This is a genomic window from Herbaspirillum seropedicae (genome assembly GCF_001040945.1).
GTDB classification, from domain to species: Bacteria; Pseudomonadota; Gammaproteobacteria; order Burkholderiales; family Burkholderiaceae_D; genus Herbaspirillum; species Herbaspirillum seropedicae.
The window spans coordinates 3,815,098-3,828,338 of record NZ_CP011930.1 but is presented as its reverse complement, the minus strand read 5'-3'; the positions used below and the strand labels follow the sequence as shown (position 1 = coordinate 3,828,338).

12 protein-coding genes are annotated in these 13,241 nt (G+C 64.5%); 6 read left to right on the top strand and 6 right to left on the bottom strand.

Translation table 11 applies throughout. From position 1 onward, the window contains the following. Nucleotides 1–71 precede the first annotated feature (71 nt). The 3 genes from ACP92_RS16680 to ACP92_RS24660 form a co-directional block, all read right to left on the bottom strand. Nucleotides 72–1,031 (bottom strand): C-terminal binding protein, encoded by a 960-nt coding sequence (locus tag ACP92_RS16680; protein ID WP_013235281.1) that lies wholly within the window; start codon nt 1,029–1,031, stop codon nt 72–74. Nucleotides 1,032–1,319: 288 nt separating this feature from the next. Beyond that, entirely contained in the window at nt 1,320–3,056 is a 1,737-nt protein-coding gene (locus ACP92_RS16675; protein ID WP_013235280.1) for an IlvD/Edd family dehydratase, read from the bottom strand. Between the two features lie 129 nt (nt 3,057–3,185). Next, the gene (locus tag ACP92_RS24660) at nt 3,186–3,746 is read right to left on the bottom strand and encodes a hypothetical protein (protein WP_013235279.1); all 561 of its coding nucleotides are present in this window, start codon (nt 3,744–3,746) and stop codon (nt 3,186–3,188) included. A gap of 369 nt (nt 3,747–4,115) precedes the next feature. Here ACP92_RS24660 and ACP92_RS16670 point away from each other — a divergent pair, with 369 nt between their 5' ends. The 5 genes from ACP92_RS16670 to ACP92_RS16650 all read left to right on the top strand — a co-directional run bounded on the left by ACP92_RS16670 (nt 4,116) and on the right by ACP92_RS16650 (nt 9,083). Further along, nucleotides 4,116–5,063, top strand: coding sequence for a tripartite tricarboxylate transporter substrate binding protein (locus ACP92_RS16670; RefSeq protein WP_167578411.1), 948 nt, complete (start codon nt 4,116–4,118; stop codon nt 5,061–5,063). A 91-nt stretch (nt 5,064–5,154) separates the two neighbouring features. Beyond that, nucleotides 5,155–5,685, top strand: a complete 531-nt coding sequence (locus ACP92_RS16665) for a tripartite tricarboxylate transporter TctB family protein (protein ID WP_048348598.1) — start codon at nt 5,155–5,157, stop codon at nt 5,683–5,685. Nucleotides 5,686–5,694: 9 nt separating this feature from the next. Beyond that, nucleotides 5,695–7,191 (top strand): tripartite tricarboxylate transporter permease, encoded by a 1,497-nt coding sequence (locus ACP92_RS16660; protein ID WP_013235276.1) that lies wholly within the window; start codon nt 5,695–5,697, stop codon nt 7,189–7,191. 51 nt (nt 7,192–7,242) lie between these two features. Further along, nucleotides 7,243–8,304 carry an Ldh family oxidoreductase gene (locus ACP92_RS16655; protein ID WP_171941720.1) on the top strand — a complete coding sequence of 354 codons (1,062 nt, stop codon included), beginning with the start codon at nt 7,243–7,245 and terminating at the stop codon, nt 8,302–8,304. A gap of 8 nt (nt 8,305–8,312) precedes the next feature. Then, nucleotides 8,313–9,083 carry a FadR/GntR family transcriptional regulator gene (locus tag ACP92_RS16650; protein ID WP_013235274.1) on the top strand — a complete coding sequence of 257 codons (771 nt, stop codon included), beginning with the start codon at nt 8,313–8,315 and terminating at the stop codon, nt 9,081–9,083. Here ACP92_RS16650 and ACP92_RS16645 read toward each other — a convergent pair. The 3 genes from ACP92_RS16645 to ACP92_RS16635 all read right to left on the bottom strand — a co-directional run bounded on the left by ACP92_RS16645 (nt 9,071) and on the right by ACP92_RS16635 (nt 12,315). Then, complete coding sequence (locus tag ACP92_RS16645) at nt 9,071–9,607, bottom strand: C40 family peptidase (RefSeq protein ID WP_171941721.1); 537 nt, start codon at nt 9,605–9,607, stop codon at nt 9,071–9,073. The two genes, ACP92_RS16650 and ACP92_RS16645, sit on opposite strands and share 13 nt — an antisense overlap. 36 nt (nt 9,608–9,643) lie before the next feature. Next, nucleotides 9,644–10,846, bottom strand: a complete 1,203-nt coding sequence (locus tag ACP92_RS16640; RefSeq protein WP_013235272.1) for an acetylornithine transaminase — start codon at nt 10,844–10,846, stop codon at nt 9,644–9,646. A 419-nt stretch (nt 10,847–11,265) separates the two neighbouring features. Further along, complete coding sequence (locus tag ACP92_RS16635; protein ID WP_013235271.1) at nt 11,266–12,315, bottom strand: CDP-6-deoxy-delta-3,4-glucoseen reductase; 1,050 nt, start codon at nt 12,313–12,315, stop codon at nt 11,266–11,268. A 36-nt stretch (nt 12,316–12,351) separates the two neighbouring features. Here ACP92_RS16635 and ACP92_RS16630 point away from each other — a divergent pair, with 36 nt between their 5' ends. After that, nucleotides 12,352–13,233 carry an NAD-dependent epimerase/dehydratase family protein gene (locus ACP92_RS16630; RefSeq protein WP_013235270.1) on the top strand — a complete coding sequence of 294 codons (882 nt, stop codon included), beginning with the start codon at nt 12,352–12,354 and terminating at the stop codon, nt 13,231–13,233. Nucleotides 13,234–13,241: the final 8 nt, after the last annotated feature.

The window sequence follows — 13,241 nt, the reverse complement described above, 5'->3', positions numbered from 1 at the left end:
TGGCGCCCCGTTGCCGGGGTTGATGATTATTTGTGCTTATCTGTTACTTGTTTTTTACTGGTTTTTTTTACTTATTTGTTCTTGCCCTGGACGACCACATAGGAGGGCCGTCCGGTGCGGTCCCAGTCGATCAGGTTCTTGGCCGCCTTGCGTCGCAGTTCACGCGCCGCGACATCCGAGAAGAAGGCCGCGTGCGGCGACAATAGCACACGCGGATGCTGGACGATAGCCGAAGCTGTCTGCGGCGGCTCCACTGGCAGCACATCCAGCGCTGCACCCTTGAGCTTGCCGTTTTCCAGCGCCGCCAGCAGGTCGTCGATCTTGACCAGGCCGCCGCGGGCAGAATTGACCAGGTAGCTCTGCGCTTGCAGCAGATCGAGCAGGGAGGCGTCGATCATGTTGCGGGTCTCGTCGTTGAGCGGCGTATGCAGCGAGACCACATGGGCCTGGCGGAACAGTTCCTCCCGACCGACGCGCTCCACATAGGCGGGGAAGTCGCCATCGATGATGTAGGGATCATAGGCAATGACGCGCTTGAAGAGATTGCGCGAGATATGCGCCATGCGCTTGCCGATGCGGCCCAGGCCGATGATGCCGATGGTGAGATCAGAGGCGCGCGGGATGATGCCGGCGGTGGTGTAGTGCCATTCGCCGGCCTTGACCGCACGGTCATAGACGGTGATGTTGCGGATCAGGTCCAGCGCCATCGCCAGCGCATGGGTGGCGACTTCGCCTACCCCATAGTCGGGCGAGTTGGCCACCCACACGCCATGGGCGGCGGCGTCGGCGGTGTTGATGGTGTCGAAGCCCGCGCCATAGCGGCTGGCGATGCGGATTTCAGGGCGGGCCGCAAAGACCTTGGCGTTCACCGGTGCGTATTGCACCAAGAGGCCCTGGCAGCCTGCGGAGGCAGCGATGACCTCCTCTTCCGTGCGGCATTGCGCGGTCACCACTTCCACGCCGGCTTCCTTGTAGAGCGCAAGCTCCAGGTCGACGTCGGGGAAATCGTAGTCCGTGATCAGTACTTTCATTGCTCGTCTCCGTGATGGTTGTCTTGGTCCACCTGATGCAACTACTTCCTGGAATACGGCCGCCGCTTGTGTGGCTGTACCGTGGTCCCGGGGTACGACGGATGCTGGTATCAAGATGAATTTAATGCTGTTTCAATGACCCTTAACTTTTGCTTAATGCTGCTTTTTTGAAGCCTGTGAAGCCTGTGATGCCTGATGCGTTGCTGCAGGTGGAATTCGGTCTAGCCGGTTGGCTTTAAAAATTCTTGCTGCCCTCGCCGCCGTTGCAAGCGGCAAGGGCAGGCCGGTTCAGTGATTGTCCTTGGGCACGTAAGGCCCGCTCTTGCCGACCAGGAAATCGAGGTCGGCGCCCTGGTTGGCCTGCTGCACGTGATCCACATAGAGCTTGACCCAGCCGCGCTGCATCTGTGGCGGCAGCTCGGGCTTTTGCCATTGCGCACGGCGGCGCGCCAGTTCTTCATCCGACACATCCAGATGCAGCTTGCGCGCCTCCACGTCCAGCTCGATGAAGTCGCCGTTCTGCACCACCGCCAGCGGACCGCCTGCGGCCGCTTCCGGCGAGACATGCAAGACCACGGTGCCATAGGCGGTGCCGCTCATGCGCGCATCCGACACGCGCACCATGTCCGTGATGCCCTTGCGCAAAATCTTGGGCGGCAGCGGCATGTTGCCCGCCTCGGCCATGCCGGGGTAACCCTTGGGGCCGCAGTTCTTGAGCACCAGCACGCAGGTTTCATCCACATCCAGGTTCTCGTCGTCGATGCGCTTGTGCAGGTCGTCGCTGTTCTCGAAGACCACGGCGCGACCGCGATGCTTGAGCAGGGCAGGGGTGGCCGCCGAGGGCTTGATGACGGCGCCGTCCGGCGCCAGGTTGCCCTTGAGGATGGCGATGCCGGCGGCTTCCTTGAACGGCTTGTCGAAGGAGCGGATGACTTCCTCGTTCCAGTTCGGCGCGTCCTGGCAGTTCTCCCACAGGGTCTTGCCGTTGGCGGTCAGGGCGGTCTTGTCGATCACGCTTTCCAGCTGGCGGATCACCGCTGGCAGGCCGCCAGCGTAGTAGAAATCTTCCATCAGGAATTTGCCCGACGGCTGCAGGTCCAGCAGGCAGGGCAGTTGCTGGCCGATGTCGTCCCAGTCCTTCAGGTCCAGCTTGATACCGATGCGCCCGGCGATGGCCAGCAGGTGGATCACCGCATTGGTGGAGCCGCCGATGGCGGCGTTGACGCGAATGGCGTTCTCGAAGGCCTGGCGCGTGAGGATCTTGGAGAGCACCAGGTCTTCTTCCACCATCTGCACGATGCGCCGGCCGGCATTGCGGGCCAGCACATTGCGGCGCGCATCCACGGCGGGGATGGCGGCGTTGTGCGGCAGGCCCACGCCCAGCGCCTCGACCATGCTGGCCATGGTGGACGCGGTGCCCATGGTCATGCAGTGACCGTGCGAGCGGTGCATGCAACTCTCGGCTTCGAAGAATTCTTCCTGCGTCATCTTGCCGGCGCGTACGTCTTCCGACATCTGCCACACGCCCGTGCCGGAACCCAGTTCACGGCCACGATATTTGCCCGACAGCATCGGCCCGCCCGACACGCCGATGGTGGGCACATCCACCGAGGCCGCGCCCATCAGGAGGGCCGGGGTGGTCTTGTCGCAGCCCATCAGCAGCACCACGCCATCGAGCGGATTGGCGCGGATCGACTCTTCCACATCCATGCTGGCCAGGTTGCGGTAGAGCATGGCGGTGGGGCGCAACAGCGTCTCGCCCAGCGACATCACGGGGAATTCCAGCGGGAAGCCGCCGGCTTCCCAGATGCCGATCTTGACCTGTTCGGCCAGGGCGCGGAAGTGCGAATTGCACGGAGTCAGTTCGGAATAGGTATTGCAGATGCCGATCACCGGACGGCCATCGAACTGGTCGTGCGGAATGCCGCGGTTCTTGACCCAGGAGCGGTAGATGAAACCATCGCGGTCCTGGCGGCCAAACCAGGCCTGGCTGCGGCGGGTGGATTTCTTGGTATCGTCAGTCATTGTCTTTCCCTGGCGCGGCCTGCCTGTGCAGGCTGCGCGTGAATCCATGAGCTGCAGGCCGGGTAGGCCTGCAGAGCGGTTCTGTGCTGCCGGGGCGCGTCTGGCCTGGTGAAGCTGAAGGCTTCAGGTTCAGGCGGGGACGCGCGCGGGGACAGGATGACTGTCGCCCTGGTCAAAGAAATAGCGGGAAAAATCGATCAGCAGGAAGGCCAGCAGGGACCCGAAAGAAGAGGCGCGATGCAAGGCGCGGCGGGCTCGCACGCTGCCTGCCGCCATGGCGGCGGCGTTGCGCGCCCAGCCAAGCGGTGTCCTGCGGTTCGCACTCGTCGCTGCATAGGTCAAAGCGATGTCTCCGTTGCCTGAGGCCGCGGGCAGGGTCTGTCGCGGCTGGGTCTGTGCCGTCCCGTTCTGCCCTGCAGCCTGCCCCGTCCCCGACGGTAGCAAAGCACGCTGATGCGACGTGACTTGTATGATTGGCTGCGAGTCTATTGCAGTCAGATTTGTTTGGTCAAGTGGTAATACCAGAAGGCGGGAAAGCTTTTTCGATGTGCCGCCGCTGTGGTGTTGCGATGCGCTTGTGCAGCATGACAGAATTGCGGCCTCTCTGCTGTAATCCAGGCGGGGCAAGGGTTTGCGGGTGGTGGATTTTGTTGCGTGGCAGCGAAGATGAATTATTTTGATGCGTACCATTCATCCTTGACACTGCCGGGAGGATGTGAAATTCTAGGTCCCGCTGGTCAGACCACATTACCTGTTGGCCCTTGAGTATGGTGCTAGCCGCCTCCTCGATGGGCTGCTCAGGCGATGTCGGGAACATAAGTCCGGGACGCTACGGACACCAAGAAAAAAGCAGCAAGGCATCCGCACCTGCGCTGGACACGAGACCAACAAAGCCGGCCTGACCGGCGCTCTCACGCAGGTACCCCTGGTGGAAACGACAAGCCCTTTGCCAAGCGTTTCCCCCGCCTGACAACGGAGGAGAGACACATGCCCTTTATCAGCAAAAGCAGCCGCAACAACACCTGCAAAAGCACCCGCAGAACCGTATTGAAATCCCTCATGGCCGGCACCGTGGCGCTCTCGGTCCTGGCCGCGCCTTGCGCCTTCGCCGCCTGGCCCGAGCGTCCGGTCACGCTGGTGGTGCCCTGGGGCGCCGGCGGCGGCACCGACGCCACCGCGCGCATCATCGGCGCGCTGCTGGAAAAGGACCTGGGCCAGCCCGTCAACGTGGTCAACCGCACCGGCGGCAATGGCGCGGTGGGCCATCAGGCCATCGCCAGCGCCGCACCGGACGGCTACACCATCGGCATCGCCACGGTGGAAATCTCGATGATGCACCACCAGGGCCTGACCAAGCTCACGCCGCGCGACTTCACGCCGCTGGCGCTGATGAACTTCGACCCGGCCGCGCTGACGGTGAGCCACGATTCGCCTTACAAGAGCTTCGATGACCTGCTCAAGGCCATCAAGGCCAATCCGGGCAAGCTCAAGGCGTCCGGCACCGGGCAGGGCGGTATCTGGCACCTGGGCCTGGCGGGCATGTTGAATGATCTCAAGGTGGCGCCCAATGCGGTGCGCTTCGTCCCCTCCAATGGCGCAGCGCCGGCCATGGTGGACCTGGCCGCCGGGGGCGTGGACATCGTTGCAGCCTCGCTGCCGGAAGCGCGCTCGCTGATCGATGCCGGCAAGGCCGTGCCGCTGGTGGTGATGGCCAACGAGCCGGCCGCGCTCTATCCCAAGGTGCCGACCCTCAAGAGCCTGACTGGCAGCGGCTGGACCAATGGCGCCTGGCGCGGCATCGTCGCGCCCAAGGGCTTGCCGGCGGAGGTGCAGACGCGGCTGTCGGCCAGCCTGAAGAAGATCTACGAGAGCAAGGACTACAAGGACTTCATGAGCGGGCGCGGCTTCGGCGTGATGTATGCCGACTCGGCCGAGTTCGGCAAGTTCATGGACAAGAGCGACGCCGACATGGGCGCCATCCTCAAGACCCTGGGCATGGCCAGGTAATGTCCTGAACGCGTGCGCCCCGCTGCATCTGCGGCGTGGCGCACGTGTGCTGTCTGCTGTCGTCTCTTTTTCAGGATTCAGGATCGCTGCCATGAAAATCAATGATGCCTTGTCCGGGCTGGTGGTCGCGCTGTTTGCGGTCGTGCTCTGGATTGCTTCTTCCCGCCTGCCTGCGATGGGGCAGGATATCGGCCCCAACGTCTTTCCGCAGGCGCTGGCGGTAGGCCTGCTGATCTGCGCCGTGCTGCTGGTCTTGCGCGGCCTGCGCGGCTTGCGCAAGACAAAGGCGCGCTCGGCGCATGTCTCCACCTTTTCCACCACCGACGCAGCGGATCAGGATGCGCACTGGTTCACGCTGCCCGAATGGATCGGCAATAGCCATGCGGTGCTGGCCTTCCTGCTGGTGCCGGCCTCGCTGCTGTTCTACATCTGGGTCTCGGAGCCGCTGGGCTTCCTGCCGACCGCCTTCGTGCTGCTGCTGGTGCTGTTCGTGACCTTCCGCACCCGCCTGCTGACGGCCGTGCCGACGGCCCTGGCCTGCGCCCTGATCATCCACACCATCTTCTACAAGCTGCTCAAGGTGCCGCTGCCCTGGGGCATCCTCACGCCCCTGGCCTGGTAAGGAGACGACATGTTCGCCAATATCTATGCGGCCTTCGGGATGGTCTTCGATCCCTACGTGCTGGCGGTGATCCTCGGGTCATCCATCTTCGGGCTCTTCATGGGCGCGGTGCCCGGCCTGTCGGCCACCATGGCGGTGGCCTTGCTGGTGCCGGTGACCTTCTTCATGCCGCCGGTGCCGGCCATTGCCGCGATGGTGTCGGCCACGGCCATGGCGATCTTCTCGGGCGATATCCCGGGCTGCCTGTTGCGCATTCCGGGCACGCCCTCGTCGGCTGCCTATACCGATGAAGCCTACGCGATGACGATGAAAGGGCAGGGCGAGATCGCACTGGGCGCCAGCCTGGTGTTCTCGGTCATCGGCGGGCTGTTCGGCACCTTCGTTCTGATCCTGGCGGCGCCCGCACTGGCCGAGCTGGCGCTGAAGTTCTCTTCCTTCGAGTATTTCTGGCTGGTCTTGCTGGGACTGACCTGCGCCATCTTCATTGCCTCCGACAATCCGCTCAAAGGCTTCGTGTCACTCTTCCTCGGCATGTTCATCGCCTCCATCGGCATGGGCAATCCGGCCGGGGCGCCGCGCTTCACCTTCGACCAACCGGACCTGCTGGGCGGGGTGTCGCTGGTGCCGCTGATGGTGGGCATGTTCGCCATGTCGGAGGTGCTGCGCTTTGCGGTCTCGCGCGACTTCAGCATGAAGGTGGCCGAGAGTCGGGTGGGCAATGTCTTCAAGGGCATGTGGGGCCTGATGATCAAGTATCCCAAGTCGGTATTGCGCGGCAGCGTCCTGGGCACGCTGGTGGGCGCCTTGCCCGGCGCGGGGGCGGACATCGCGGCCTGGATGTCGTATGCGATGAGCAAGAAGCTGTCCAAAGAGCCGGAAAAATTCGGCACAGGCCACCCGGAAGGCATCGTCGAATCAGGCGCGGCCAATAACTCGGCGCTGGCCGGGGCCTGGATTCCGGCGCTGGTCTTTGGCATCCCCGGTGACTCCATCACGGCCATCGTCATCGGCGTGCTCTACATGAAGAACCTCAACCCGGGGCCGATGATCTTCGTGGAAAACCCGGTGTCGATGTATGCCATCTTCATCGTCTTCATCCTCGCCAATCTGTTGATGCTGCCGCTGGGCTTCTGGTGCATCAAGATGGCCAAGCGTATCCTGTCCATTCCGCGTGGCATCCTGATGCCCCTGATCCTGCTCTTCTGCATCGTCGGCTCCTACGCCACCAACAACAGCGTGACCGATGTGGGCATCATGCTGGTGTTTGGTCTCTTGGCCTATGTGATGGAAGAAAACGGCTTCCCGGTGGCGCCAGCGGTGCTGGGCGTGGTGCTGGGCGGCATGCTGGAAGAACATTTCGTGACCTCGATGATCAAGGCGGATGGACAGTTCCTGGCCTTCTTCGAGCGCCCCATTGCCGGCACGCTGGGCGTGATCACGCTGCTGCTGTGGCTGCTGCCGCTGGCATTGAAGCTGGTGCGCAGGAAGACCCTGGCCACGGCGTGAGGCAAACCGGTTTCTCTCGTGAAGACAAGCAAGGAAAGGATGGTTGTTGCAATGGCTGCACCCGAACGTTTTTCCGCTGATGCGCTGCGTCAGTTCGCGACCACCCTGCTGCAGAAGGCCGGGTTGGAAGCCGACAAGGCCGACAGCGTCGCCGCCACCCTGGTCGATGGCGATCTGCTGGGCCATGATACCCACGGCCTGGCGCTGCTGGCCCCCTATGTGAAGGAGCTGGAAAAAGGCGCGATGGCCAAGTCCGGCCAGCCCGAAGTGCTCTCCGAACGGGCCGCCGCGCTGGCCTGGGATGGCCGCCGCCTGCCGGGTCCCTGGCTGGTGCACCAGGGCATCGATGCCCTGATCCCCAAGGCGCGCGACTATGGTACCGCCTCGCTGACCATCCACCACAGCCATCACATCGCCTGCCTGGCGGCCTACCTGCTGCGCGCCACCCAGGAGGGCTTCATGATGATCCTGGCCAGTTCCGATCCGGCGGTGCAGAGCGTGGCGCCGTTCGGGGGCACTCAGGCGGTGTTCACGCCCAATCCCATTGCGGCCGGCATTCCTACCTCCGGCACGCCCTTCCTGGTCGATATCTCGGCCTCCATCACCACCAATGGCATGAGCAACCGCCTGCACAAGGCCGGCAAGCAGTTCGAGGAAGAATGGCTCATCGACGGCGCCGGCCATCCCAGCCGCGACCCGGCCGTGCTCTCGGCCACGCCGCCGGGCACCATCCTGCCGTTGGGCGGGCTGTCGGCGGGGCACAAGGGCTTCGGGCTGGCGGTGCTGATCGAGGCGCTCACCGGCGGCCTGTCCGGCTTTGGCCGGGCCGATCCGGCGGCGGGCTGGGGCGCGACGGTGTTCATGTCGCTCTATGACCCGTCGGCCTTTGGCGGCGAGCAGGACTTCAAGCGCCAGATGGACCATATCGCCCAGGCCTGCCGCGCCAATCCGCCACGCCCTGGCGTCGGCCAGGTGCGCATGCCGGGTGACCGCGGCATGCAGCGTCGCGCCGAGCAACTGGCGCAGGGCGTGACCCTGCATCCGACCATTGCGCCCATGCTGCGCGAGGCCGGCGCGGCCTATGATCTGGAGTTCCCTGCCACCCTGAACTGAAGGCCATCATGCCCATCGAAGCGATCGAACCGCAGCGGCTGTACCGGCAGATCAGCGACCAGTTGCGCAAGCTGATCGTGGAAGGCGAATTCGCCGTGGGTTCGCGCCTGCCTTCGGAGCGCGATCTGGCCCTGCAGCTGGGCGTGAGCCGGCCCTCGCTGCGCGAGGCGCTCATCGCCCTGGAGGTGGAGGGGCATATCGAGGTCAGGATGGGCTCGGGCATCTATGTCTGCCCGCCGGTGCAGCGCGAGCGGCGCATCGATCTCTCCAGCGAGGAAGGCCCGCTGGAGCTGATCCGGGCGCGCGAGATGATCGAAGGGGAGGTCGCCTATGCCGCCGCCCAGCATGGCAGCAAGCAGCAGATCGCGGCGGTGGAGGAAGCCTATGCGCTGATGATCTCCAACGCCCAGGCCGGCATCGATCCGCTCGAGGCCGACCGGCTGTTCCATATCCGCCTGGCCGAAGCCACCGGCAACAGCGTGCTGGTGGGGCTGGTGACACAGCTCTTCGATGCCCGCCTGGGACCGTTGTTCAAGCGCCTGCACAGCCATTTCGACGGCACCCGCGTGTGGCAGGAGGCCATCGACGAGCATGCACTGGTGATGGAAGCGCTACGCCAGCGCAATCCCGAACAGGCGCGCGCGGCCATGCGCCGGCACATGGATATTGCCTTTACGCGCTACAGCGCCAATTTGATCCGCGAGTATGGTGACCGGGTGCAGCAGCAGGAGCGGCCGCGCAAACGCGCGGTCCGCAAGAGCGACACTCAGTTGAAGTAAGTGCGCGCCATTTCAAAGCGGCGCGAGAAATAGGGATTGTCCATGCGCGTGATATGCACCTTGCCATTGGTGGAGGGCGCATGCACGAAGCGGCCATCGCCGAGGTAGATGCCCACGTGCGAGAAGGGACGGTTCATGGTGTTGAAGAACACCAGGTCGCCTGCGCGCAACTGCGAAGGATCGATCTGGCGGCCCTGGCGGGCGATGTCGGCGGCGCTGCCGCTGATGCGGTAGTTGGCGGCCTGGCCGAAGATGTAGCTGACCATGCCGCTGCAATCCAGGCCGGCGGAGGGGTTCTTGCCGCCGAAGCGGTAGCCGGTGTCGATCAGGGAGAGGGCGTAGAGCGCCACCTCGTTGCCATTCTCGGTGGCCGGCAGCGCCGGCGCCTGCGATTGCGGGGCGCCGGGCAGCCGTTCGATGGGGGGCGCGGTCGGTGTGGTGCTGCAAGCGGCCAGCACCAGCGCCGCACAGACTGCCGTGCAACGCGCCGCGAGGGGGGACAGGCAGGATGGCGCAACCGCCATCCGCATCGAAGCAATCCGCACACGCCCCGTCATCGCTTACTTCCCGATCTTGGCCAGGACTTCTTCCAGCATGGAGAACATCTGGTCGATTTCTTCCTTGGTCACGTTCAGGGCCGGCATGAAGCGCAGCAGGTTGGGACGCGGCGAGTTCAGCAGCAGGCCCACCGGTTCCAGGTTGCGGGCGGCCTCGACGATCTGCGGGCCGATGTCGCGGCCCAGTTGCAGGGCGCGCAGCAGGCCTTCGCCACGCTCGCCTTCAAAGCCGTACTTCTCGGAGATTTCCAGCGAACGCTGGCGCAGGTACTGGCCGCGCTCGCGCACCGATTCCATGAAGCCGGGCTTCAACAGTTCCTTGATCACGGCCACGCCCACGGCGGTCATCAGCGGGTTGCCGTTGTAGGTGCCGCCTTGTTCGCCGGCTTCGAAGCAGGCGATTTCCTCACGCGCCAGCAGCGCGGCCAGCGGTACGCCGCCACCGATGCCCTTGGCCAGGGTCATGATGTCCGGTTCGATGCCGGAGTGCTGGTAGGCGAACAGCTGGCCGGTACGGCCCATGCCGCTTTGCACTTCATCGACGATCAAGAGCAGGTTCTTTTCCTTGGTCAGGCTGCGCAGGCCCTGCATGAATTCCTTGGAGGCGGGGATGACGCCGCCTTCGCCCTGCACCGGCTCCAGCATCACGGCCACGGTGTGCTCGCCGATGAGCGCCTTGACGCTCTCCAGGTCATTGAGCACGGCCTTGGGGAAGCCCGGCACCTGCGGGGCGAACATGGTGTCCCAGCCATCCTTGCCGCTGGCCGACATGGTGGCCAGGGTGCGGCCGTGGAAGCTGTGCTTGAAGGTGATGATCTCGAAGCGCGCCGAACCGTCGGCTGCCGGGTTCTTCTTGCCCCACTTGCGGGCCAGCTTGATGGCGCCTTCGTTGGCTTCGCCGCCGCTGTTGGCGAAGAAGACGCGGTCGAACACCGAGTTGGCCGTCAGCAGCTTGGCCAGCTCGATGGAAGGCTCATTGTAGAAGGCCGGCGAGGGGTTGATCAGCTTCTTGCTCTGCGCGGCCAGAGCGTCGGCGATGCACTGCGGGGCATGGCCCAGGGTGTTGACCGCCCAGCCTTGCAGGTAGTCGAGATAGCGCTTGCCGTTATGGTCGGTCAGCCACATGCCATGGCCTTCGGTAAAGACCAGCTCGGGGCGGTTGGTGACGTACATCAGCTTGTTGGCGTCGGACTGGCTGTATTGCATCGATAGGCTCCTGCAAGAATAGGGTGGTTGGGAGGGTGGTGCAGACCGTTGCTGACACATGAGCACTAAGCGCTAGGCGGCAGGCGCACGACAGACCCAAAATGGCGAATAAAAAAAAGCCACAGGGTTTGCCTGTGGCTTCGCGATTCGTTTCACTTCACGCGCGCAGCAGCAAACCTTTCTCAGGTTGGCTGCGGCGTCGTAAAAATGTGGCGTTGGCGATCATGCGGTCAATATTAGGACGTTTTGCGCAGAGCGTCAAAAAGAAATTTCCCACCGGCGCCGCTGGCAGCCACATCCGGCGGGCTGCCGTTGCATTTGCATCGCATCCGTCCCTGCCGCGCCGCATCAGGCTTGCGCGGCATCTTGGCAGAGGCGCGTGACGCTGGCATGACACCAGCGCGGCCCGCGCCCGAGGCTCAGGCGGCCGGGCTGTCGGCCACCGGCTTGGCCAGGTCGGCTTCGGAGGTGAAGGAGTCGGCATAGAACTCGTCTTGCGGCAGGCCGCACTGGGCGCTGAAGTCGCGCTGTGCCGATTCCACCACGATGGGTGCGCCACAGGCATAGACCTGGTGGCCCGACAGGTCGGGGAAGTCTTCCATCACGGCGCGGTGGACGAAGCCGGTGCGGCCGCTCCAGTTGTCTTCGGCCTGGGCGTTGGAGACCACCGGCACGTACTTGAAGTTGGGCAGCGTCTGCTCCCACTGCTGGCACAGCGCGTCCATGTACAGGTCCTGCGGGCGGCGGCCACCCCAGTACAGCGTGACCGGACGCTTGGAACCGGCGTGTTCGAGCTGCTCGACGATGGCCTTGATGGGCGCAAAGCCGGTGCCGGAGGCCAGGAGGATGATGGGCTTGTCCGAATCCTCGCGCAGGAAGAAAGTGCCCAGCGGGCCTTCGATGCGCAGGATGTCGCGTTCCTTCAGGGTGGTGAAGACCTGGTCGGTGAACAGCCCGCCCGGCAGGTGGCGGATGTGCAGGCTCATGTGCTCATCCTTGTGCGGGGCGGTGGCCATGCTGTAGCTGCGGCGCTTGCCGTCGCGCAGCAGGAATTCCACGTACTGGCCGGCCTTGTATTGCAGGCGGTCATTGGCCGGCAGTTGCAGCGAGAGGACGATGACGTCGTCGGCCACCTTGTCCAGCTTGGCCACGCGCACCGGCAGCTTGCGCACCGGGATATCGCCCGCGCCGGCCACCTCGCGCGCTTCGATGGTGACATCGCTCTGTGGCTTGGCCACGCAGAACAGGGCCATCCCCAATTGCTGCTCGTGCGCCGACAGGGCGCGCTCCTGGTGCGGCCCGTGCTCGACCTGGCCGGACACCAGCTTGCCCTTGCAGGAGCTGCAGGCGCCGTTCTTGCAGCCGTAGGGCAGGCCGACACCGGCGCGGATGGCGGCGGTGAGGATGGATTCGTCGGCGTCGCAGGTGAATTGGCGACCGCTAGGCTGGACTGTGACTTGGAAACTCATACAATTCTGCTTCTGGATAAATTTGGATTGAATACCGTGAAAAAACTGGGCCTGCCCCGCGTACTGATCCTGGGCTGCGGCGATGTCGGCCTGCGGCTGCTGCCGCTGTTGCTGCCGCGCTACCGCGTGCTGGCCGTGACCAGCAACCCCGAGCGCTGCGCCGAACTGCGCGCCGCTGGGGCCGTCCCCATCGTGGCTGACCTCGATGCGCCCCATACCCTGGGTCGCCTGGCGCGCTTGGCGCCGACCATCGTGCACCTGGCGCCGCCGCAGTCCGAGGGCCGCATCGACCGCCGTACCCGCAATTTGGCCGCCATTTTACCCGAGGGCGCGCGCCTGGTTTATATCAGCACCACCGGTGTCTACGGAGATTGCGCTGGCGCAAGCTTCGACGAGACGCGTCGGGTCAATCCGCAGAACACCCGCGCCGTGCGTCGGGTCGATGCCGAAACGGTGCTGCGGGCCTGGGCGCGGCGGCGTCACGGCAAGCTTTCCATCCTGCGCGTGCCGGGCATCTATGCCGCCGACCGCCTGCCGCTGGAGCGCCTGCACAAGGGCCTGCCCGCACTGCTGGCGCAGGAAGACGTCCATACCAACCACATCCACGCCGATGACCTGGCCCGCGTCAGTCTGGCCGCCCTGCGCCTGGGCGCGCCCAATCGCCTCTACCACGCGGTGGACGATACCGAACTGAAGATGGGTGACTACTTCGACGCCGTGGCCGATGCCGCCGGCCTGGCGCGCCCGCCCCGGCTGCCGCGTGCCGAACTGGAACGCAGCGTCTCGCCTATGATGCTGTCGTTCATGTCGGAGTCGCGCCGGCTGCAAAATCGCCGCATCAAGGAAGAGCTGGGCGTGCGCCTGCGCTATCCGGACGTGCAGAGCTTGTTGTCGGAATGGAAACTGACGAGAGCCTGACGGCCTTA

What these genes read in the sequence shown, in the direction of transcription:
- ACP92_RS16680 (WP_013235281.1), bottom strand. Translation starts at nt 1,031, where the DNA reads ATGAAAGTACTGATCACGGACTACGATTTCCCCGACGTCGACCTGGAG.
- ACP92_RS16675 (WP_013235280.1), bottom strand. Translation starts at nt 3,056, where the DNA reads ATGACTGACGATACCAAGAAATCCACCCGCCGCAGCCAGGCCTGGTTT.
- ACP92_RS24660 (WP_013235279.1), bottom strand. Translation starts at nt 3,746, where the DNA reads ATGGTACGCATCAAAATAATTCATCTTCGCTGCCACGCAACAAAATCC.
- ACP92_RS16670 (WP_167578411.1), top strand. Translation starts at nt 4,116, where the DNA reads ATGGCCGGCACCGTGGCGCTCTCGGTCCTGGCCGCGCCTTGCGCCTTC.
- ACP92_RS16665 (WP_048348598.1), top strand. Translation starts at nt 5,155, where the DNA reads ATGAAAATCAATGATGCCTTGTCCGGGCTGGTGGTCGCGCTGTTTGCG.
- ACP92_RS16660 (WP_013235276.1), top strand. Translation starts at nt 5,695, where the DNA reads ATGTTCGCCAATATCTATGCGGCCTTCGGGATGGTCTTCGATCCCTAC.
- ACP92_RS16655 (WP_171941720.1), top strand. Translation starts at nt 7,243, where the DNA reads ATGGCTGCACCCGAACGTTTTTCCGCTGATGCGCTGCGTCAGTTCGCG.
- ACP92_RS16650 (WP_013235274.1), top strand. Translation starts at nt 8,313, where the DNA reads ATGCCCATCGAAGCGATCGAACCGCAGCGGCTGTACCGGCAGATCAGC.
- ACP92_RS16645 (WP_171941721.1), bottom strand. Translation starts at nt 9,607, where the DNA reads ATGGCGGTTGCGCCATCCTGCCTGTCCCCCCTCGCGGCGCGTTGCACG.
- ACP92_RS16640 (WP_013235272.1), bottom strand. Translation starts at nt 10,846, where the DNA reads ATGCAATACAGCCAGTCCGACGCCAACAAGCTGATGTACGTCACCAAC.
- ACP92_RS16635 (WP_013235271.1), bottom strand. Translation starts at nt 12,315, where the DNA reads ATGAGTTTCCAAGTCACAGTCCAGCCTAGCGGTCGCCAATTCACCTGC.